The organism is Clostridium sp. AM27-28 (genome assembly GCF_003480955.1).
GTDB lineage: Bacteria > Bacillota > Clostridia > Lachnospirales > Lachnospiraceae > Otoolea > Otoolea fessa.
This window is the reverse complement of the sequence record NZ_QUJT01000010.1, coordinates 130,303-149,753: the sequence shown is the minus strand read 5'-3', so window position 1 is coordinate 149,753 and position 19,451 is coordinate 130,303. Positions and strand designations below refer to the sequence as shown.

23 protein-coding genes are annotated in these 19,451 nt (G+C 44.0%); 20 read left to right on the top strand and 3 right to left on the bottom strand.

Going from position 1 to position 19,451, the window contains the following annotated elements:
- Positions 1 to 60 precede the first annotated feature (60 nt).
- The 9 genes from DW720_RS11865 (at position 61) to DW720_RS11825 (ending at position 7,871) form a co-directional block, all read left to right on the top strand.
- Entirely contained in the window at positions 61 to 237 is a 177-nt protein-coding gene (locus DW720_RS11865; RefSeq protein WP_015560864.1) for an excisionase family DNA-binding protein, read from the top strand.
- Positions 238 to 273: 36 nt separating this feature from the next.
- Positions 274 to 2,583, top strand: coding sequence for a phage/plasmid primase, P4 family (locus tag DW720_RS11860; protein WP_118743042.1), 2,310 nt, complete (start codon positions 274 to 276; stop codon positions 2,581 to 2,583).
- A 16-nt stretch (positions 2,584 to 2,599) separates the two neighbouring features.
- A complete protein-coding gene (locus tag DW720_RS11855) occupies positions 2,600 to 2,839 on the top strand; it encodes a hypothetical protein (protein WP_005612402.1) in 240 nt (79 codons plus the stop codon).
- Between the two features lie 18 nt (positions 2,840 to 2,857).
- A complete protein-coding gene (locus DW720_RS11850; protein WP_118743043.1) occupies positions 2,858 to 3,778 on the top strand; it encodes a phage major capsid protein in 921 nt (306 codons plus the stop codon).
- 83 nt (positions 3,779 to 3,861) lie between these two features.
- Complete coding sequence (locus tag DW720_RS11845) at positions 3,862 to 4,062, top strand: excisionase (protein ID WP_347560721.1); 201 nt, start codon at positions 3,862 to 3,864, stop codon at positions 4,060 to 4,062.
- A 109-nt stretch (positions 4,063 to 4,171) separates the two neighbouring features.
- Positions 4,172 to 4,381: an excisionase gene (locus DW720_RS11840; RefSeq protein ID WP_118281025.1), complete on the top strand. Its 210-nt coding sequence runs from the start codon at positions 4,172 to 4,174 to the stop codon at positions 4,379 to 4,381.
- Positions 4,381 to 5,661, top strand: coding sequence for a site-specific integrase (locus DW720_RS11835; RefSeq protein ID WP_118743045.1), 1,281 nt, complete (start codon positions 4,381 to 4,383; stop codon positions 5,659 to 5,661). The genes DW720_RS11840 and DW720_RS11835 overlap by 1 nt, the downstream gene beginning before the upstream one ends.
- Positions 5,662 to 5,780: 119 nt before the next feature.
- Positions 5,781 to 6,350 (top strand): hypothetical protein, encoded by a 570-nt coding sequence (locus DW720_RS11830; protein WP_118743046.1) that lies wholly within the window; start codon positions 5,781 to 5,783, stop codon positions 6,348 to 6,350.
- A gap of 24 nt (positions 6,351 to 6,374) precedes the next feature.
- Positions 6,375 to 7,871, top strand: a complete 1,497-nt coding sequence (locus tag DW720_RS11825; protein WP_118743047.1) for a hypothetical protein — start codon at positions 6,375 to 6,377, stop codon at positions 7,869 to 7,871.
- A 373-nt stretch (positions 7,872 to 8,244) separates the two neighbouring features.
- On the opposite strand, the gene DW720_RS11820 is transcribed toward DW720_RS11825, so the two are convergent.
- The gene (locus DW720_RS11820) at positions 8,245 to 8,430 is read right to left on the bottom strand and encodes a hypothetical protein (RefSeq protein WP_007870284.1); all 186 of its coding nucleotides are present in this window, start codon (positions 8,428 to 8,430) and stop codon (positions 8,245 to 8,247) included.
- Between the two features lie 118 nt (positions 8,431 to 8,548).
- The gene (locus tag DW720_RS11815; protein ID WP_007870285.1) at positions 8,549 to 8,737 is read right to left on the bottom strand and encodes a hypothetical protein; all 189 of its coding nucleotides are present in this window, start codon (positions 8,735 to 8,737) and stop codon (positions 8,549 to 8,551) included.
- Between the two features lie 168 nt (positions 8,738 to 8,905).
- Between DW720_RS11815 and DW720_RS11810 the strand changes: the two genes are divergently transcribed.
- On the top strand, positions 8,906 to 9,727 hold the full coding sequence (locus DW720_RS11810) for a hypothetical protein (protein ID WP_118749692.1): 822 nt from the start codon (positions 8,906 to 8,908) through the stop codon (positions 9,725 to 9,727).
- A gap of 42 nt (positions 9,728 to 9,769) precedes the next feature.
- Here DW720_RS11810 and DW720_RS11805 read toward each other — a convergent pair whose 3' ends face one another.
- Positions 9,770 to 10,579 (bottom strand): helix-turn-helix transcriptional regulator, encoded by an 810-nt coding sequence (locus DW720_RS11805; protein ID WP_118749691.1) that lies wholly within the window; start codon positions 10,577 to 10,579, stop codon positions 9,770 to 9,772.
- Positions 10,580 to 11,107: 528 nt separating this feature from the next.
- On the opposite strand from DW720_RS11805, the gene DW720_RS11795 reads away from it, so the two are divergent.
- The 10 genes from DW720_RS11795 (at position 11,108) to DW720_RS11745 (ending at position 19,423) form a co-directional block, all read left to right on the top strand.
- The gene (locus tag DW720_RS11795; protein WP_118749689.1) at positions 11,108 to 11,293 is read left to right on the top strand and encodes a hypothetical protein; all 186 of its coding nucleotides are present in this window, start codon (positions 11,108 to 11,110) and stop codon (positions 11,291 to 11,293) included.
- Complete coding sequence (locus DW720_RS11790; RefSeq protein WP_118749688.1) at positions 11,294 to 11,632, top strand: DeoR family transcriptional regulator; 339 nt, start codon at positions 11,294 to 11,296, stop codon at positions 11,630 to 11,632. It abuts the gene before it with no gap.
- Entirely contained in the window at positions 11,625 to 11,912 is a 288-nt protein-coding gene (locus DW720_RS11785) for a DUF3847 domain-containing protein (RefSeq protein ID WP_118749687.1), read from the top strand. Before DW720_RS11790 ends, DW720_RS11785 begins: the two co-directional genes overlap by 8 nt.
- Positions 11,913 to 12,334: 422 nt before the next feature.
- Complete coding sequence (locus tag DW720_RS11775; RefSeq protein ID WP_118749685.1) at positions 12,335 to 13,294, top strand: hypothetical protein; 960 nt, start codon at positions 12,335 to 12,337, stop codon at positions 13,292 to 13,294.
- Between the two features lie 138 nt (positions 13,295 to 13,432).
- Positions 13,433 to 15,031: a MobQ family relaxase gene (mobQ, locus tag DW720_RS11770; RefSeq protein ID WP_118749684.1), complete on the top strand. Its 1,599-nt coding sequence runs from the start codon at positions 13,433 to 13,435 to the stop codon at positions 15,029 to 15,031.
- Between the two features lie 76 nt (positions 15,032 to 15,107).
- Positions 15,108 to 15,752 (top strand): CHC2 zinc finger domain-containing protein, encoded by a 645-nt coding sequence (locus DW720_RS11765; RefSeq protein WP_118749683.1) that lies wholly within the window; start codon positions 15,108 to 15,110, stop codon positions 15,750 to 15,752.
- Positions 15,709 to 17,061, top strand: a complete 1,353-nt coding sequence (locus tag DW720_RS11760; RefSeq protein ID WP_182436549.1) for a virulence-associated E family protein — start codon at positions 15,709 to 15,711, stop codon at positions 17,059 to 17,061. The genes DW720_RS11765 and DW720_RS11760 overlap by 44 nt, the downstream gene beginning before the upstream one ends.
- Before the next feature lie 254 nt (positions 17,062 to 17,315).
- Positions 17,316 to 17,510: an excisionase gene (locus DW720_RS11755; protein WP_007870311.1), complete on the top strand. Its 195-nt coding sequence runs from the start codon at positions 17,316 to 17,318 to the stop codon at positions 17,508 to 17,510.
- Between the two features lie 86 nt (positions 17,511 to 17,596).
- Entirely contained in the window at positions 17,597 to 18,796 is a 1,200-nt protein-coding gene (locus tag DW720_RS11750) for a tyrosine-type recombinase/integrase (protein ID WP_118749681.1), read from the top strand.
- Between the two features lie 162 nt (positions 18,797 to 18,958).
- Entirely contained in the window at positions 18,959 to 19,423 is a 465-nt protein-coding gene (locus DW720_RS11745; RefSeq protein ID WP_118743048.1) for a low molecular weight protein-tyrosine-phosphatase, read from the top strand.
- Positions 19,424 to 19,451 lie beyond the last annotated feature (28 nt).

Sequence of the window (19,451 nt, the reverse complement as noted above, 5' to 3'; positions counted from 1 at the left end):
AGTATACTGTGATAGAAAACAAGAGCAATTCATGTTTGGAATGCAGAGAGGAGGATGGCTATGGATAAAGTCACGATGAGCGTACAGGAAATGGCAATGCAGATGGGAATCAGCCTGAGCAAAGCGTATGCACTGACCAGAGAAGCGGATTTTCCAATCGTCCGTGTAGGCAAGCGGGTATTGGTTCCTGTTTCCGAATTTAAGGTGTGGTTATCGGCAAGAGCCACGGAGAAATGATACGTCAGAAAATAAGCGGGGAAGGAGGAGCACAGAATGTATGAGAAACTTCCGGAACAGTTGAAAAAAGACGGACGGTTCTGTCTGTGGAAATATGAAGAAAGAAACGGACGCATGACAAAAGTGCCGTATCAGACAAATGGCAGAAAAGCGAGCAGTGCCGATAAAAATACCTTTTCGGATTTTCGATTGGCAGTCAATGCAATGGATGGTTATGACGGAATCGGTATGGGTGCATTTGATGATTTCTGCATGGTAGATATCGACCATTGCGTGTTTGGTGGAAAGATGACGCAGATGGTAGAAGACATCGTGGAGAGAATGGACTCCTATACAGAATTCAGCCCCTCCGGCACGGGAGTCCGCATAGTATGTAAGACATCTTCCCTGTCTTATGATACGGGCAGATATTACATCAATAATCAGAAACTTGGTCTGGAAATCTATACAGCAGGTGTAACAAAGAAATTCTGTACTCTGACAGGAAATGTGATCCGCAACCGTGGTGTTGAGGAGCGAAGCACTGAAATTGGGGAAATACTGGAAACTTATATGCTCCGTCCGATTTCTAAGAAAAAGAACGATGTACAGGATATTCCCGGCAGTTATCTGTCCGATGATTCCGTGGTCCGCTTGGCATCGGATTCCAGACAGGGCGAAAAGTTCAAAGCCTTGTGGAATGGAGAAATACTGGAAGGAAAATCCCACAGCGATGCGGATATGTCGCTTGCAAGTATCCTTGCATTCTGGTGTGGCGGTGACACAGGGCAGATGGACAGACTGTTCCGAAAATCGGGATTGATGCGGAGCAAGTGGGACCGTGTGCAGAGTGGCTCAACCTACGGCGCATTGACGATGGAAAAGGCAGTGGCACAGGCATTGGATTTCTACCGACCTTATGCAAGGACATCAGCAGAGAGTGATTTTGATGATATGTTGCAGAAGCTGATAGAACTGAATGTGTCGGATAACAGCAGATACCCGTGGAATGACAACGGCTCAGGCAGATTGTTTGCTGATGTGTATAAAGATATCGCAAGGTATGTGCCGGAAAGGAAAAAGTGGTATGTGTATGACGGAACCCGGTGGATTCCGGACATTGGCGGACTGAAAACAATGGAGCTTGCAAAATCCCTTGCGGACAGTCTGGTCAGATATGCCCTGACAATTACCGATGAACGTATAAGAAAGGACTATCTGGAATATTCTGCGAAATGGCAGAGCCGGAATTACCGTAACACGTATATCAGTGATGCCCAGAGCGTGTATCCGATTGCAATGTCTGAGTTTGACCGCAATGTTTATTACCTGAACTGTCAGAACGGAACACTGGATCTGCAGATGGGAGAGTTCCATCCGCATACACCACAGGACAAGCTGACCAAGATTGCAGGGGCGGCCTATGATCCGAATGCAAAGAATCCACGTTTTACCAGATTTGTTTCAGAGGTGATGAGTGGGGATACGGAGAAAGCAAGGTTCATGCAGAAAAGCCTTGGTTATGGTCTGACAGGTGATACCCGCTATGAATGTATGTTTTTCTACTACGGTGCAACCACCAGAAATGGGAAAGGGACTCTGATGGAAAGCACACTTCATGTGATGGGAGATTACGGTTTGACTGTCCGACCGGAAACGATTGCTGCAAAACCGTCTGCCAACAGCCAGAACCCGACAGAGGATATTGCACGTCTTGCCGGAGTGCGGTTCGCCAATATCTCAGAGCCAAGGCGGGGATTGGTGCTGAATGAAGCACAGATCAAAAGCATGACGGGAAATGATACACTGAATGCCAGATTCCTGCATGAAAACAGTTTTGATTTTAAACCACAGTTCAAGTTGTATGTAAATACAAATTATCTTCCGGCTATTACGGATATGACACTGTTTTCGAGCGGACGTATCGTAATCATTCCCTTTGACAGACATTTTGAGGAATGGGAGCAGGAACAGAATCTGAAAGCAGAATTTTCCAGGCCGGAGGCAGCAAGTGCCATCTTAAACTGGCTGATTGAAGGCTACACCATCTTGAAAGAAGAAGGTTTCGCTCAGCCAAAAGCAGTAAAAGATGCCACTATGTCCTATCAGCATGACAGCGATAAGATGGAACTTTTTGTGGAGGAATTCCTGGAACAGGAGAAGGATGCGGAATGCCGGACATCGGCAGTGTATCAGGCATACCGAAACTGGTGCAATGACAATGGATATTTTGCGGAGAACAGCCGGAATTTTAACCAGGCACTTCGTACAATCGGTACGGTAGTCCGCAAGCGTCCGAGGGATGGTGGAGAAAAAACCACACTTTTAACAGGATATCGGCTCTTGTGCAGAGATTTCCTCTGCTGAGAAAAAGGAGGTATACATGGGAAAACAGAAAGCAGCACCACCGATGCGGTTTGAACCATCGGATTTTTCAACAGACAAGTACAGATGTGTGAATGTCATCAATTTAAGGGACAGATGCCCGGTCATTATTATGGCAAGCGAATCCTGTGACCCGCCTTATTACCGTGTGGTTGACGGGTCATTGGAGATGTTTTATCTGTCCTATTCTGAAGCAGTGGATTATTGCAGACAGAGTGGTTATATGACACAAAAATAATTTTTCAGGAGGTTTATTATGATTGACAGTACAGCTTATTATAACGATTTTTGGAACGAAATGAGAGGAAAACAGGCAGTTACGGACAGCCTTTATAACAACCGTGAAAGCAAGACAAATGCGTACCATCTGCCCGGAGAATCAAATAAAAAATATACGGCAGTACTACGGAAAGAAAGTGCAGTCCGTCAGCTGGCAACCGTTGTGAATGCGACCAGAAGTGACAGCCGTCTTTGGACATTTGACTGTGAAGGTCAGGCTGAATGGGGCGATATGGTCAATCTGGAGGGCATGGATAACGAGGACGATTTTCAGAGATTTGAAGTACAGGCATACCGATTGTCTGAGCTTGTCAGACTTGGATTGGAGTTCGCTTCTGACCAGTCCTTTGCCATAGAGGATTATGTAATCGGGAAAATGGCACGTTGTTTTGGCACAAGCGAGGAACAGGCGTTTATCAACGGAACAGGGGAAAATCAGCCGACAGGTATTCTGCACGCCACTGACGGAGCAGAAACGGGCGTGACGGCAGAGAGTGATTCTGCTATCAGCTATGATGAAATCATCAAACTGTATCTGTCCGTGGATAAGAAATACCGTAAACATGGTACATGGCTTATGAATGACGAAACGGCTCTGGCACTCCGTACCCTCAAAGATTCAGCCGGAAACTATCTGTGGAAGGAAAGTGATGAAACGATTTTCTCAAAACCTGTGCAGATTGTTGATTCCATGCCGTCTATCGGAAAGGGGCAGAAAGTAATCGCATTTGGAGATTTCAGCAATTACTGGCTCGTTCAGCGTTTTCCGCTGACTATCCGCACACTGAAAGAAAAGTTTGCCATGCGTGGACAGGTAGGATATCTGGGATGTGAGTATCTGGATGGAAAGCTGATCCGTAAGGATGCAGTCAAGGTATTTCAGATGGCAGCAGACTAAGCAGTTGGGTCTGTGGAAATACTGCAGCCCGTATGGAAGGAGGATTGCACATGGCAATAGAAAAACATGATATTTCTGGCAGTATGGAAAATACAATTGTCCCTGTAAAGGAAAAGTATACGCTCACAATCAAGGAGGCTGCAGCTTATTTTAATATTGGCATTAAAAAGATGAGAAGGATTGCAGAGGATAACCTTGGAACTGTGGCAGTTTATTGTGGAAACAGGTTCTTGATTATCCGTCCGAAGTTTGAGGAATTTATCCTTAATTCATCAGAAATATAATTCCTTTTATCTGCCGAAAGTAGTTGCTATTTCTGGGGAGTAGAGCGAATATACGATGAACCAATTAAACCCTTGAAAACAGCCACTTTCGGCAGAAAGGAAGTGTATTATGGCAAGACCAAATTTAGCAGAAAAGGATATATTGAACCCTTCGGAGGCAATTGACTATTTTGTCCTGAGCCGAAGAAAGTTTTATGATTTATTGAAAAATACGGATGGTGAGGATTTCTTGGCATACTACGGAGAGCGCAAGCTGATTCTCCGTGTTGCATTTGAAAAATATCTGCTGCACCATCCAGAGTTGAGGAGGCGAGGCTAATGGCAAAGGCAGGAAGAGGAGAGACAAGACGGGATTCCAAACGCAGAGTGCTGCGACCGGGAGAGAGCGTAAGAGCAGATGGAAAATATCAGTATAAATATCATATTGATGGAAAACCACATTTTGTATACAGTTGGAAACTGGAACCTACGGACAAACTTCCCAAGGGCAAAAAACCATGTCTTTCTCTCAGGGAGTTAGAAAAGCAGGTAAACACAGATTTAGATTTGCTTGTGAATATCGTAGACGGACAGATGACAGTCTGTGAACTGGTAGACCGATATTTGAAAACAAAGACAGGAGTAAGGCAAAGCACGAAACAGGGATATGTAACAGTGCAGAGATTACTTGCGAAGGAAGCATTTGGCAAAAAGATGATACGAAGTGTGAAAACATCCGATGCAAAGCTGTTTCTTATAAAATTGCAACAGGAAGATGGGAAAAGCTACAGTTCCATTCATACCATCCGGGGAGTGCTGCGACCAGCCTTTCAGATGGCGGTGGATGATGACATTCTGGTAAAGAATCCTTTCGGATTTCAGCTTGCCGGAGTATTGGTAAATGATGCAGTTACAAGAGAGGCAATCACAAAAGACCAGATGAGAAAGTTCCTAAAGTTTGTGCATGACGATGTGGTGTATTGCAAATATTATGAAGTGGTGTACATACTCTTTCATACGGGAATGCGAATATCAGAATTTTGTGGCTTGACGCTGAAGGACATTGATCTTGTGAACAGAACTGTAAATATTGACCACCAGTTGCAGAGAACATCAGATATGCGGTACATCATAGAAACCACAAAAACGGATGCTGGAACAAGAGTATTGCCAATCACAGAGGATGTGGCACAGATGTTTCAGGCAATCATTGAGGATAGAAATGCACCAAAAGTGGAAAAATCCATAGACGGATATAGTGGATTCCTATTTTACGATGATAATGGAATGCCACTTGTTGCAATGCATTGGCAGCACCGCTTCAATCATATGGTTGGCAGATACAATGACGTTTACCGGGTGCAGATGCCAAATATCACGCCTCATGTATGCCGACACACCTATTGTTCGAATATGGCAAAATCGGGAATGAATCCCAAGACACTGCAGTACCTCATGGGGCATTCGGATATATCAGTCACAATGAATGTGTACACACATATTGGATTCAATGATGCAGAGGAAGAACTGAAACGGATAGAAGAGTTTAGGAAAGCACAGACAGAGGTTGAACAGAAAAAAGAGAAGCCTATGTCGCACAAGATGTTTAAGGTAATTTGATATAGAAGATGGATGACGCTCCGGTATGGCTGGGGCGTTTTTTCTATGGAAAAGAAGTGAAAATGACGATATAATATAATGAAAGTTCTATGAGAAAAATGCACTTGAGGAGATATATCATGGGAGAATTTTTAATTAAAATTTTTGAGCTGTTATTGGGAGAAAATAAAGAAAAAAGGCAATATAGGTTATTTCATCTAAAATCCGTAACTTTTTTGTGGTTGATTTTGATTTTGTTTACCAGTAGGGTTTGGAATGTGCAGAAGTGTATTAAAGGTCTGATAAGCGAGAAAATACAAAGTATAATTTTAGATATTGCAAGAATTGGGGCACATTTATTTACAAGTTTGGTAATCATAGCATTCGTAATATTTGTTATTGCAGCAATTATTTATGAAATTATGTATAAAGTGTCTAATAATAATGAAAGAATAGATTATTTTCACAGGCTTAGGATAGGGGCATCATTCCGTTTTTCAAGCAGCCTTGAAAATGTTCTAATATTTCTAATGATGGGTTATGTTTTTGATAATAATTTTGTAAATGAATACACGGCTATTTATTCTCAATATTTATGGATATGTATATTTATTGCATGTGGGGTTGAATTTGTTTTTTCAAGTTCAATAGGTATTCTTAATAGATTTTTTGTGTTTTGGTCCCCATTAGATAAAAAAGATAAAGATTAGCATTATAGGATAGGAGTGAAAAATATGGAAGTGGATATAATTGTTCTTCCTAAGGATGGAAGCAAGCAAAAATTACAGATGGGAATGAAACAGGCAGTAAAAAATGTATTTAAGAAACTGTATAATAATCTTCAAGACGAAAATTTTGAGTTTGATTTAAATGAAGAGTGTGTAAATGTAAAATATCAGTTGTCGACAAAAAATGCTAATATGGTATTTGTAAAATTTGAATGCGAATATACATCGGCTAAATCAGCAAGGGTTTTGGACTGTTGTATAAATAAACTAATACAGGGAGAGCACAGAAAAGATTGGAATATTGTAATTACATATGATGAGGTCTCACAGTTGTATTGTTGTAAGTTAATGCCGCTATTTGGAATTTTTGAACGAAGAACTCGAGAATTAGTTTATATTACCGTTATAAAAATATTTGGAGTGGGATGGTATGAAAAATCCTTTAGTGAAAGTTTGCAAAATACATTGAAGGGTAAGGGGAATAAAACAAAGTTAGTAGAAGGTGCATTAAATGAATTGACGTATGAACAACTTAAAGAATATCTTTTTGTGCCGTTCAGTAGTCAAAATTTGTCAGAGGTATTAGAAAGTGAACTGGCGAAAGAACATATTCAAAGTTGGTCAAAAGAAGAGATGACAAGCATAATTGATAAATGTCGAAGTGTTTCCTTGTGGGACAGGTTCTTTGGGCAATATAAAAAATTTCAAAATTTCAAAGAAAAAATTGAAGAGTTGCAACCATACAGAAATACAGTTATGCACCATAAAAGGATAACACAACAAGAATATGAAAAGGTTAGAAAATCATTAAAAGCTGTTAATAAACTTTTGGTAGATGCTATTAATGTGTTAGAAGAGGATATATATACGGAAACACACTTGGTAGATGTTGTTTCAGCATTGGGAAATGTAATTTCTAATATTCTTGGAGATTATGTTCCAAAGTGGGTAGAAAGTATGAAATCTGCATTAGCATCATTTGGTAGAGTTGTTATTGAGGCTGCAATGCCACAGATAAATATCCCAGATATAATGCCTCAATTAACATTAGGCGCAGAATTGTCTCAGCATTTTCAAAGCGTATATAATGTGCCGCAAATTGGTAGCTCTGCAATGGCAGCGGCTAAGGCGTTATATCATAGTTCTGGAATGAAGATGGCAAGTGAAATGGCAGCACAGGCTAGTCGACTACCGACAATGCCCGAAATAACAGGAATTAATAATATTATGGCGACTACGGATGCTCTTAATATCCCTGCAGCAAGAATAGCAAGCGAAATGGCGGCACAAGCCAATAGTATAAAAGCTATGTGTAAAATGCCTGCAATCGAAAGTATGACTGCAACAGCAGACACGCTGAATTCTTATGGCAAATTATTTTCGGACGAAATGGAAGAAACATATAGTAGAATCTCAGGGGATTTAGAGGCTGCTCGGTTAATAGAAAACGCTGAAGAAAAGAAGAAAGTGAATTCGGATGTTCCTACTGATGAAAAGCCTTAGTAGTAGGAAGTTTGATTTTACTACCAACTTTACTACTAACAGCCCGCAACAACTTGCTCAATCTTGCCCTATTTTGCCAAGATGCCAGTCAAAACACACATTTTACAAATCCCCGAAATTCCTTGCAAAACAGGGCATTCCGGGGCAAATCAAGGAGAAATAAAACTATGATAAAAATACTTTTCATCTGCCACGGCAACATCTTGAAAAGTCCCGGAAAAGCCTGTAAAATCAATGGTTTTACTAAACTAAAAGGCGCTTACTACACCACTACTACACCATTTTGAAAGAGTCTTGAAATGACACCCTTAATACAGAGAAGCCAGCCGGTTACGGCTGGCTGTTTTACTGCTTATTCTACTAATTAGGAAAGCTATTCCTTTTCAGTCTGTTTCAGTTGAATTTCACCATGTTCCTCTTCTATTTGCTCTAAATGGTGAATCAATACATATTCAATGTAGTTAGTCAGAGAACGATGTTCATTAGTTGCTAAAATACCAATTTTATCAAACACTTCATCTGACAGACGTAATGTAAAAACACGTTTGTTAGTTGCCATAGTTTTATCCTCCATTTCGAGTACAAACATATGGTAAACCAAATTGCCCACTTTTTATACATTCACTAGACAGGTAAGTGATAGCATTTTGCCTGTAAAATAAAAAAATTTTACTTCTTTAAATATCTTTATCTATCTGTCTGACATCAATTACGCCATGTTCTTGCTCGACTTCCTTTAAATGCTTGATTAAAACATATTCGATGTAATTAGTCATGGAACGCCGTTCAGCAGTGGCCAAAGTCCCAATTTTATTAAATACCTCTTCTGATAGGCGTAATGTAAATACACGCTTGTTAGTAGCCATATCATTGCCCTCCATTTTGGATATAAGAAAATGTTACCTTAATTCCAAAGAAAAGTATGCAGTCACTTGACAGCTAAGTAATAGCACTTTATATTTAATAGATAGTCAGATGAAACCTTCTGATTCCTTAACTCGTAGTAAATATTAAATGAAGGGGTGGTATTGGTTATGATAAAAATATGGAAGAAGATTCACGAAATATGGTGGAAATATTGGGAGGACGATGTTGGTGATGATTCCAAAACTCACCTTAGTCAGTCTGACAAGCGTTCTTTGTGGTATGGAGGATTTCTACTAAGCATGATTACTATAGCGGCCTGCCTATTTATTACAGGAATCAACAATATTCGCATCAATAGGGAAAATGGCGAGGACGTAGAGGAAGTAATGAATATGGTTGCTTTTTATCTGGCAACGGCAACAGATGATGAATATAATGAAATAGCTAAAGAGATCCGGCATGATTTAGTATATAGTGAATATGGAAAAGATATAGAAACGGCTATTCAATATATACCCAATACAACAGAAAACTGTTGTCTGGAACGGCAAAGTTATCCGGCGCGCTTATATCTGGTCTGCCCGAATACAGGAGAACTCTATGGATTAGATATATTTGAAGCTGGTGACAGGCCGGAAGAATACGAAAAGCAAAATAGTACGAAAATGACTTTCGGATATGATGAAATTAGCGGAACCCGTATTAACATAATGAAAAGTCCCAGCCAAAAAACAGGTACAGCTACAATCTACCGGGAACGGTGTATTGTCAGTGTTCATAAGATGAAAAGTCATTTTTGTGATGATTGTATCAGGGAAATTATGGAGACAGTTAAGAAAAGTCTGGTAGAGGAAATTGTGATATGCGATATAAAGGAAAAAAGGTTTTACCCTGTTGAAGAGGGTGAGATACAAATCGGTGATTATAATTTACAGATTGCTTATGAAAATGGGGACTATACAATAGAAATTGAATATACCCCTAATTAAAACTGCCGCTGCATGGAAAAATCTCTATGCAGCGGCTTTCTATTATCTCCGTTTCCGATTACCTAAAGGGGAATCCCTGTAAATTTCAGATTTTTGTAAAACCCTTTTTAAGTCGGAGCGCTCTTTTTCGGAAAGTTTATCATACTTAATTTTCAGGCTGTCACACATCACATGGCAAAATACATCAAGATAGGTGCCGGGGACACGCAGCGCTTTTTGCATATCCTTAATCAGTTTTAACGAGTTGGAGGAATCCGGCGCACTCTCCACATCGTTCTTGTGAGCCTTCCGAATACTGTGCAGAATGGAATCCCATGTTTTATGTGTCACATGACAGAAATAATCATCTTCCTGTATCTGGGAAGCCTGTAATGCTTTCAAAGGGGTATCTTCTTCCACCGGCTGATACCGGCGCAGAACCTCCGCCCGTGTCACTTCCAACACGTTGTTTAAATCCTGAAAGCGCATGGAGGCAATCCCGTCCACATAGATTTCTGCGTCTGTGATTAATGATATAAAATCTTTGTGGGTAACAATTTCACACAGCAGCCGGTTGTTCATGCGCCCGCTTTTTAATAAGTCAATCATTTCATCACTCAAATGCAGCTCCGACAAGGTTGTGTTTGGGTGATTCCTGTTTTCAGTCAGGCAAAGGAGGTAGTCCGTTGACACGCCATAAAACTTTGCCAGTGTGATGAGGTTGCCGTGGTTGATTTCCTTGTAGTCATTATTTTCATAGCTGCTTAGGGCAGAGCTTGAAATGCCGGTCAGCTTTTCCAGCTCCCCCAGCTTTAAGTGCCGCTCTGTCCTTAAATCCTTTAGCCGCTCCTGTATGGTTATACCACATTTCATAGGCTTGCGCTCCTTCCCTGCGGCAGAAACAGCACCGCAAGGCCATTATACCATACCATTCCACAATCGTGGAAATTTTCATTTTCAGAGCTTCCTTCCTATTTTGTGGCTATACGGCACAGGGTTCAAAAATGGGCTATGATTAGGCCAGTTCATCGATGGATTATTCCAATCGAATGACCGGCCTGTATGGGATATGTTCCCCGGTGATGTAACGCCACGACTTGCGGCAGGATAAAGGAATCCTGACTGCGATGAGCGTACCAACGGGAACGAAACGCCGCTGTGAGATTCAGGGGCAGGAACGACAGCAGGGAACCCCGGCAGAACTGACACAAAAACGATACCGAAACACTACAATCCGGTAGGGTATAGTCTGCCCTGCCTGCACTACTAAGGGGAAGGTAAAGACGGCCCCAAGGCCGCATTTTATTTGAAAATCGCCCCGAAATACAACACAAGAAACGCTGTCCGCCTGTTTCCCGCTGTTACGGCTGAAATGGGTGGATTTATTTTTAAGGAGGCATTATGCCAAGAATGAGCAAGAAACGGAAGAAAGAGCTTGCTTTCTTTCTCAACGACCGTGGGCGCATGGCCTACAATGGACTTTGCCGGAAATGTCAGCATACCTGCAAACAGAGCTTCCGGGCGGTTGTAGTGGACTGCCCTCATTATCTGTCAAAACGCTCAAAAAAGAAGGAGGAAATCCGCTGAATGAAATCTGAATTTATGACGATTGACACACCCCTGCCGCCTTGTATGCCGCTGCCGGGAGCCATGCTGCGGCTTCCGATCAGCAGCACCGCAAAAGTCATGTATTCCCGCCTGCTGGACGCTATCCTGACGGCAGGCATGGAGGACACGAACGGAATCCTGTTTATCCGCTTCCCCATTATGGAGCTGTCAGCAGATCTTTCCCGAAGCCCTATGACCGTCAAGCGTGCCCTGAATGAATTGGAGAACGCCGGTCTGGTTATGCGGGTGCGTCAGGGTGTTGGAGAAACAAACCATCTTTATATCCTGCTTCCGAAGGAGGAAGCCGACTATGAATGAGAAGCTGGAAAAACTCAACCGGGAGATTAAAAGAAGCGAAGCAAAACTGCGGAGGGCGCAACATGAGGAAAAAATGTTACAACACCAGATGAAGCAGCTTACCAGAAAGGAACGGACACACCGGCTCTGTACCAGAGGGGCTATGCTGGAAAGCTATCTCCCTAATCCGGACGCGGCAACTGATGAACAGGTCAGCCAGCTTTTAAAGCTGCTGTTCCACAGAGACGACAACAGGCAGCTTATAGAAAAAGTATTTGCAGAATCCCCACAAAATGAGTAACAGAACCAAGCCGGAACCGGCTATGATTGCTTTCATAGCGGCAAGCCGGGGCTTCCCCCTCTGAAAGAGGGCGCAACTATACACCACATGAAGTGGTGCGTTGCGCCCTGCCGGGGGCTTCCTGCGGAAAGAAGATGATTTCCACGCCGCTCCAATCATCACAGGGGACGCTACACTTCCCCTGCTCTGGCTTACGCCAGCTACCCTTTTGTGGACTTACTGCCCGGAAGCACCTTGCTTTGCAAGCTGTTCCCGGTCAACAAGTTTTACAAAATCCCTCTATACTTATTTGAAAGAACAAAGTATAATGAATCCAGCGATAATTTGGAATTTGTGGGTGGAGGGATTCCTAAAAAGTCCAAGAAGATAAACATTTAGAAATATTGGAATGATAAAAAGTATATTAAGGAGAGAAGATAGTTATGAGAAAAAGAACTGCATATATTGGTATTTCATATCCTTTATTATATGATTATCGACATCAAGCAGATAAGAGTTCAAACGATTTGTCAGATTCACCAAATCCTATTATTGAAAGTCCATTAGGATTGATGATCTTTTATGACGAAATCTTGTTTTTATGTAAAAGCGTTTGTCCCAATAATATGCGTAATTTACCATATGTCAAATTTGTTGATGAGATTTATGTAGACTTTGATTTCAAAGGGATTTGGGAATGTGCAAATGAAGAGGAAAATTCCATAACTGTAAGTACGAAGTTGTCTTATTCTGATATAGTGAAATCATTAAATGTAGAAGGCTGGGGAGCAGACGGACATACACATACTTTGAAACTTGGGAATATAGAAGTATCAGCAAACTCAAATGAAAATCGTTTTTTATTTGATCTATTTGTATTTCAAGCATTGCAAAATCTGTATAGTGATGATATTGAATTGATTGCAAATAGTAGGTATGCTTTAGCACCATTTAGTGGTGGTGCTGAAGCTGAATTAATAGATAGAATTATTATTCCGGGGATTCCTAATTATATTAGCGTTTCTGGACCATACCATGAGTGTATGGAAGAATTGAGGGAGAACAGATATATAAAGGATTTTCGACGTTGGATTATAGAAAAACATAGTAATATACAAAGGACAGAAGTCAAAGAAATATGTGATGCTGTTGAACAAAACATGGAAGAGGTAAAAGAAAATATATTTAGAAAGTATTTAGAGAATAATAGTGGATATTCATTTTTTAGATCAACTGGAAGTACTATATTGAAAACAACATCAGGAATATTTTGTAGTACTATATCAGTTATAGATGCATTTGCAGGATGTGTGGTTGGAGGAAAAAACTCTCTAGATGCCAAGAGTTTAAGATGGCAAGGTTTTGTTATGGATTCCAGAAATATTGTAAAAAAAATAGATTAATAAATCCCAGTTTGCCACGCTGATAGCATATTAAAAACCAAATAACCGCCGCCCACCAGCGGCACGAAAAAGCAGGAAATCTTTGAAAGATTCCCTGCTTTTTCCATGCCCGGAATCGGGAGAAAGGAGGTCACATCTTTGCCATGCCCGCACTTTGACGTAAGAATCATACAGCGGAGCAGCCGACAGTCCGCCGTTGCTTCCGCTGCCTACCAGAGCGGCGACCGGCTGTTTTCCGAGTACGACCAGAAGCAGAAATACTATTCCCACAAGAGCGAAATCGTCCATAAGGAAATCCTGCTTCCACCTCACGCCCCGCCGGAATATGCCGACCGCAACACCCTATGGAACGCCGCCGAAGCGGTCGAAAAACAATGGAACTCCCAGCTTGCCCGGAGGATTGTGCTTGCCATACCGAGGGAACTTCCCCGGTCACAGTATGCCGACCTTCTCCGGGACTACTGCCGGGAGTTTTTTGTTTCCAAAGGTATGATTGCCGATTTTGCTATCCATGACAAGGGGGAGGGAAACCCTCACGCCCATATCCTCTTGACCATGCGGGCAATGGACGAAACCGGCAGATGGCTCCCCAAGTGCCGGAAGGTCTATGACCTTGACGAAAACGGGGAACGAATCCGGCTCCCTTCCGGCAGATGGAAAAGCCACAAGGAGGACACCGTGGACTGGAATGACCAGAGCAAGGCGGAACTATGGCGGCAGGGCTGGTCTGACACCGCAAACCGCTATCTGGAAGCCGTAGGCCGACCGGAGCGTCTTGACCTCCGTTCCTATGAGCGTCAGGGCATTGACAAGCTCCCCACCGTCCACATGGGGCCAGCGGTCAGCCAGATGGAGAAACAGGGAATCCAGACCAACATCGGGAACCTGAACCGGGACATTAAAGCCGCCAACGGCCTTATGCAGTCTATCCGGCAGATGATACGGGGCTTGCAGGGCTGGCTTGCCGACTTAAAAGAGAAAAAGCAGGCTGTCCTTGAAGCGCTGGAAGAAATGCGGGAACCGACCTTACCGGAGCTGCTATCCCGGTATATGTCACTCCGTCAGGAGGAACGCACCGGCTGGACAGGGAAAAGCAGGCTGAAAGGCTCTGTCGCCGACTTCAACAAGGTTATGGAAGCCGTTGACTTTTTAAAGGAGCATGAAATCACCACTGTAGAAAGCCTTGACACCCATCTGGAAGCGGTCAGCCAAAAGGCGACGGCAATCCGGCAGGATATGAAGGGAAAGGAAAACCGTATCAAAGCCATTGATACTATGCTCCGCCATATCGGGAACTATGAAGCCGGGAAGCCGGTTCAGGAGGAATACGCCGCAATCTTCTGGAAAGGGAAAAAACAGAAATTTGAGGATAGCCACAAGCCGGAACTTGACGCTTATTCCGCCGCCGTCCGTTACTTGAAAATCCATCTGGACGGGAAACCTTACAGCACCAAAGCCCTGAAAGCCGAGCGAAGCCAGCTTTCAGCCGAACATGAGAAAGGTCAGGCGGCGCTTGCCGGAGTTCAGGCAGATGTAAAAACTCTGCGGGACGTTCGACACTGGATAAACAAAGTGCTGGCACCGGAGAAGCAGAAACCGGTCAGACATACCACGCCGGTAGAGCCACAGAAAAAAGAATCCATTGTGGAGAAGCTCCACGAAAAGCAGATACAAAAGAATCAGGAAACGGCAAGGCAGCCAGCCAAGCCCAAAAGAAAACAGGATATGGAACTTTAAACAGGCATTTGTATGTGATGAAAAATCACAGGCAGGTGCCTTTTTCATTTTCAGAGATATTTCAGGAGGATTTTATTTGAATGTATTTGAAGCAGTCAAGCAGTCTGTCACCACAAGACAGGCGGCAGAGCGTTACGGAATCCGGGTGGGGAGAAACGGCATGGCGGTCTGTCCGTTCCACAGTGACAAGACCCCCAGCATGAAGGTTGACCGCCGCTTCCATTGTTTCGGCTGTCAGGCGGACGGGGACGTGATTGATTTTGTCTCCCGTCTGGAAGGTATCGGGGCAAAGGAAGCCGCCCTCATGCTGGCGCAGGACTTCTCCGTTCCCTACGAGGACGGGAAGCGGACACAGCGCCGGATAGACCATAAACCCCGGCAGGAAACCGAGGAACAGCGGTTTAAACTGCTGGAACGGCACTGTTTCAAAGTGCTGTCCGATTATTACCATCTCCTGCGCCGCTGGAAGACACAGTACGCACCCCGCCAGCCGGACGAGGACTGGAACCCTTTATTTGAAGAAGCCCTGCAAAAGGAAAGTCATGTGGAGTATCTGCTGGATACCCTTCTTTTTGGAACCCTCCATGAGAGGGCTTCCCTTATCATCGAGTACGGAAAGGAAGTGAGGAACCTTGAACGAAGAATGGCAGAGCTTGCCGCCACAGATAAGGCAGGCCGTGAAGGAAACGGCAGACGTGGCCGAGCCGCCCCAGAGCGTTGAGGAAGTAAAGGCGTTACTGGAAAGCACCGAGAAAGGCGGCGTCCGCAACAGTATTAAGAACTGCCTGACCGTGTTCCAGAAAGACCCGCTTCTCTCTGGGGCAATCGCCTGTAACCTGCTGACTGACCGCACCGACATCATAAAGCCTATCGGACACCGGCGCAGAGCCGGGAGCGCCATGACTGACACGGACATGAAATATATCCGGCTCTATCTGGAAGAAACTTACGGCCTGACAAGCGAAAAAAAGATAGCGGACGCAGCCGCCCTTGCCGCAGACGAGAACAGCTACCACCCTGTCCGGGACTACTTAAACAGCCTGACATGGGACGGGACAGAGCGAATCCGCTTCGCCCTGCGCCATTTCTTAGGAGCCGCCGCAGATGATTACACTTACGAATCCTTGAAGCTGTTTCTGCTGGGAGCCATTCACCGAACATTTCAGCCGGGTTGTAAATTTGAAATCATGCTCTGTCTGGTAGGCGGGCAGGGAGCCGGGAAGTCTACTTTCTTCCGGCTGCTGGCCGTCCGGGACGAGTGGTTCTCTGACGATCTGCGGAAACTGGACGATGATAACGTGTACCGTAAGCTGCAAGGCCACTGGATTATTGAAATGTCAGAAATGATTGCCACCGCAAACGCCAAGAGCATAGAGGAAATCAAGTCTTTCCTAAGCCGCCAGAAGGAGGTCTACAAGATACCCTATGAAACCCACCCGGCAGACCGTCCCCGCCAGTGTGTGTTTGGCGGCACTTCAAACGCACTGGACTTCCTTCCGCTTGACCGCTCCGGCAACCGGCGCTTTATCCCCGTGATGGTCTACCCGGAACAGGCCGAGGTTCACATTTTAGAGAATGAAGCAACTTCCAGAGCCTACATGGGGCAGCTCTGGGCGGAAGCCATGACAATTTACAGAAGCGGCGGCTTTAAGCTATCGTTCAGCCCGGAAATGGTGCGTTACCTTAAAGAACACCAGCGGGAGTTTATGCCGGAGGACACAAAAGTCGGAATGATACAGGCGTATCTTGACCGTTTTACCGGCGAAGCCGTCTGCTCCAAACAGCTTTATAAAGAAGCCCTAAACCACCCCTTTGACGAACCGAAACAATGGGAAATCAGGGAGGTCAACGACATTATGAACCACTGTATCACGGGGTGGAGGTATTTCTCCAATCCCCGTATGTTTGCCGAGTATGGCAGACAAAAGGGCTGGGAACGTGACACCCCGGCAACGGACAATGGCAACGGAGGTGAAAAAACTTCGGACGGATTCCTGCCGGTGCCGGAGCAGATGGAGCTTCCCTTTTGAAAAATGCCACCGGCTATGCTGCCTGTTGCGGACTTCGTTACAAGCACGTTGCCGCCCCGGTTGCCGGGCAAAATCCCATAAATGCGGGCTTTTCCACCCTCTGACAACCAAAACAACAAAAAAATAAAAGAAAAAGTAAATAGTAACCAAACCGCCAGACAGAGATGATTTGCGAGGTCTTTCAAAGCCCGTTGCCGGACTTCGTTGCCGCCGTCCCTTGTCTGGCTGTTTTCATGTATGGAGGATAACTGCCTATGAAAGACGTCCCAATTTGGGAAAAGAGTAATTTGAGCCTGGAAGAAGCTGCGGCTTATTCTGGAATCGGAATCAATAAATTGCGTGATCTTACCGGTGACCAGAACTGCAAATTTGTTTTATGGGTGGGAAATAAACGGTTAATTAAACGCCGCTTATTCGACCAATATATTGAACAGGTTTATTCTATCTGAAATTTAGTGATGTAAAAGACGGCCTTGATATGATACAATAAATGTGTCATATCAAGGCTCTTTCCATTACGGAAAGGAGTTTGACAATGTCCGAGAAACGCAAAGATAATAAAGGACGAATCCTGAGAACAGGAGAGAGCCAGAGAAAAGATCTGATTTATCAGTACCGATACACAGATATTCGCGGAAAGCGGCAGACCATCTATTCGTCTGATTTGAAAGAGCTTCGGGAGAGAGAAAAAGAAATCCAGAAGCAACTTGATGAAGGGATTGACTATGCCGCCGGAAAAGTGACCGTGATTGCACTTTTGGAACGGTATATCAGTTTGAAGCAAGGTGTCCGCTACAATACTAAAGTCGGTTATAACTTTGTGCTGAATCTGATTAAGAAAGAAGATTTTGGCTACCGGCAAATAAGAGAGATTAAAGTATCGGACGCCCAACAGTGGATTATGAAACTCCACAATGACGGCAAAGGATATAGCACCATTACAAGCGTCCGGGGAGTTGTCAAACCGGCGTTTCAGATGGCATACAATGAGGATATTATTCGCAGAAATCCCTTTGATTTTAAACTGACAGATATTGTTCCAAACGATTCACAAAAGCGGATTGCCATGACCGAGGAACAGCAGGAGTTATGGTTGGGCTTTATCCGGGAGGACAAGACCTATACCAAATATTATGATGAATTTGTCACCTTGCTGGGAACCGGTATGCGTGTCAGTGAGTTTTGCGGCCTGACAAAAAGCGATTTAGATTTTGAAAATCGGAGAATCCGGGTAGACCATCAGCTTGTCCGAGAACGGGGCGGCAAATATTATGTGGAGAAAACCAAGACAGAATGTGGCTGCCGCTTTATTCCTATGACAGAGGAAGTCTATCAAAGTCTGAAAAATATCCTTGCCCGCCGCAAGAGAGTAAAAACGGAAATCATAGTAGACGGGTACAGCGGCTTCATTTTACTGGATAAGGACGATAAGCCCAAGGTTGCGTTGCATATCGAAAATGAAATCAGATGGGCGATGAAGAAATACAGAAAGCTGCACCCGCACAAACCGCTGCCGAACATCACGCCCCATGTGTTCCGTCATACGTTCTGTACGAATATGGCAAATGCCGGTATGGATATTAAAATCTTACAATATGTGATGGGACATTCTGATGTGGGTGTCACGCTGAACGTCTATACCCATGCAAGCTATGACCGAGCTGCGGAGCAGATGGTAAAAGTCATAGACTTTAAGGCCGCCGGTAGGCAGGAAAAACAGAGAAAATCAGGTTGAAAACGAACAAAATTACTACACCACTTACTACACCATTTGCCCGTGAATTTGCGTAGATTTATAAAGAATAGCGTAGGTTTTAGGCAAAACATGAAAAATGAAAAAAGCGCCGGACAGCCCGTTTTATCAAGGTTTGAAGGCTTATGAAGGGATATAATCAAGATGATAAAAATACTATTTATTTGCCACGGCAACATCTGCCGTTCCACCCTAGCCCAAAGTGTCTTCACCCATAAAGTCGCATCCCAAGGGCTTTCCGCCCACTTCCTTATCGACAGCGCCGCCACAAGCACCGAAGAAATCGGCAATCCACCGCACCGGGGGACGGTGAATAAGCTGAGGAAGGTTGGAATTCCTCTGGTGCCGCACCGGGCGCGGCAGGTGACGTGGGCGGATTATGAGAAATTTGATTATATCATAGGTATGGACAGTGCCAATATCCGAAATTTAAACCGGATGCTGAAAGGCGATCCGGAGGGGAAAATATACAAATTCCTCACATTTGCAGGTTCAGACCGTGACATCGCGGATCCGTGGTATACGGGTGATTTTGACGCGACGTATGAAGATGTTCTGGAGGGCTGTGTGGGTTTTCAGGCATATCTGAAAGAACAGGGACAGATATAACCAAAAGTTTGATGAGTATCCATTTCAG

What these genes read in the sequence shown, in the direction of transcription:
- DW720_RS11860 (WP_118743042.1), top strand. Translation starts at nt 274, where the DNA reads ATGTATGAGAAACTTCCGGAACAGTTGAAAAAAGACGGACGGTTCTGT.
- DW720_RS11815 (WP_007870285.1), bottom strand. Translation starts at nt 8,737, where the DNA reads ATGGCTACTAACAAGCGTGTATTTACATTACGCCTATCAGAAGAGGTA.
- DW720_RS11850 (WP_118743043.1), top strand. Translation starts at nt 2,858, where the DNA reads ATGATTGACAGTACAGCTTATTATAACGATTTTTGGAACGAAATGAGA.
- DW720_RS11820 (WP_007870284.1), bottom strand. Translation starts at nt 8,430, where the DNA reads ATGGCAACTAACAAACGTGTTTTTACATTACGTCTGTCAGATGAAGTG.
- DW720_RS11805 (WP_118749691.1), bottom strand. Translation starts at nt 10,579, where the DNA reads ATGAAATGTGGTATAACCATACAGGAGCGGCTAAAGGATTTAAGGACA.
- DW720_RS11775 (WP_118749685.1), top strand. Translation starts at nt 12,335, where the DNA reads ATGAGAAAAAGAACTGCATATATTGGTATTTCATATCCTTTATTATAT.
- DW720_RS11855 (WP_005612402.1), top strand. Translation starts at nt 2,600, where the DNA reads ATGGGAAAACAGAAAGCAGCACCACCGATGCGGTTTGAACCATCGGAT.
- DW720_RS11755 (WP_007870311.1), top strand. Translation starts at nt 17,316, where the DNA reads ATGAAAGACGTCCCAATTTGGGAAAAGAGTAATTTGAGCCTGGAAGAA.
- DW720_RS11835 (WP_118743045.1), top strand. Translation starts at nt 4,381, where the DNA reads ATGGCAAAGGCAGGAAGAGGAGAGACAAGACGGGATTCCAAACGCAGA.
- DW720_RS11790 (WP_118749688.1), top strand. Translation starts at nt 11,294, where the DNA reads ATGAAATCTGAATTTATGACGATTGACACACCCCTGCCGCCTTGTATG.
- DW720_RS11745 (WP_118743048.1), top strand. Translation starts at nt 18,959, where the DNA reads ATGATAAAAATACTATTTATTTGCCACGGCAACATCTGCCGTTCCACC.
- DW720_RS11785 (WP_118749687.1), top strand. Translation starts at nt 11,625, where the DNA reads ATGAATGAGAAGCTGGAAAAACTCAACCGGGAGATTAAAAGAAGCGAA.
- DW720_RS11825 (WP_118743047.1), top strand. Translation starts at nt 6,375, where the DNA reads ATGGAAGTGGATATAATTGTTCTTCCTAAGGATGGAAGCAAGCAAAAA.
- DW720_RS11865 (WP_015560864.1), top strand. Translation starts at nt 61, where the DNA reads ATGGATAAAGTCACGATGAGCGTACAGGAAATGGCAATGCAGATGGGA.
- DW720_RS11810 (WP_118749692.1), top strand. Translation starts at nt 8,906, where the DNA reads ATGATAAAAATATGGAAGAAGATTCACGAAATATGGTGGAAATATTGG.
- DW720_RS11830 (WP_118743046.1), top strand. Translation starts at nt 5,781, where the DNA reads ATGGGAGAATTTTTAATTAAAATTTTTGAGCTGTTATTGGGAGAAAAT.
- DW720_RS11840 (WP_118281025.1), top strand. Translation starts at nt 4,172, where the DNA reads ATGGCAAGACCAAATTTAGCAGAAAAGGATATATTGAACCCTTCGGAG.
- DW720_RS11750 (WP_118749681.1), top strand. Translation starts at nt 17,597, where the DNA reads ATGTCCGAGAAACGCAAAGATAATAAAGGACGAATCCTGAGAACAGGA.
- DW720_RS11845 (WP_347560721.1), top strand. Translation starts at nt 3,862, where the DNA reads ATGGAAAATACAATTGTCCCTGTAAAGGAAAAGTATACGCTCACAATC.
- DW720_RS11795 (WP_118749689.1), top strand. Translation starts at nt 11,108, where the DNA reads ATGCCAAGAATGAGCAAGAAACGGAAGAAAGAGCTTGCTTTCTTTCTC.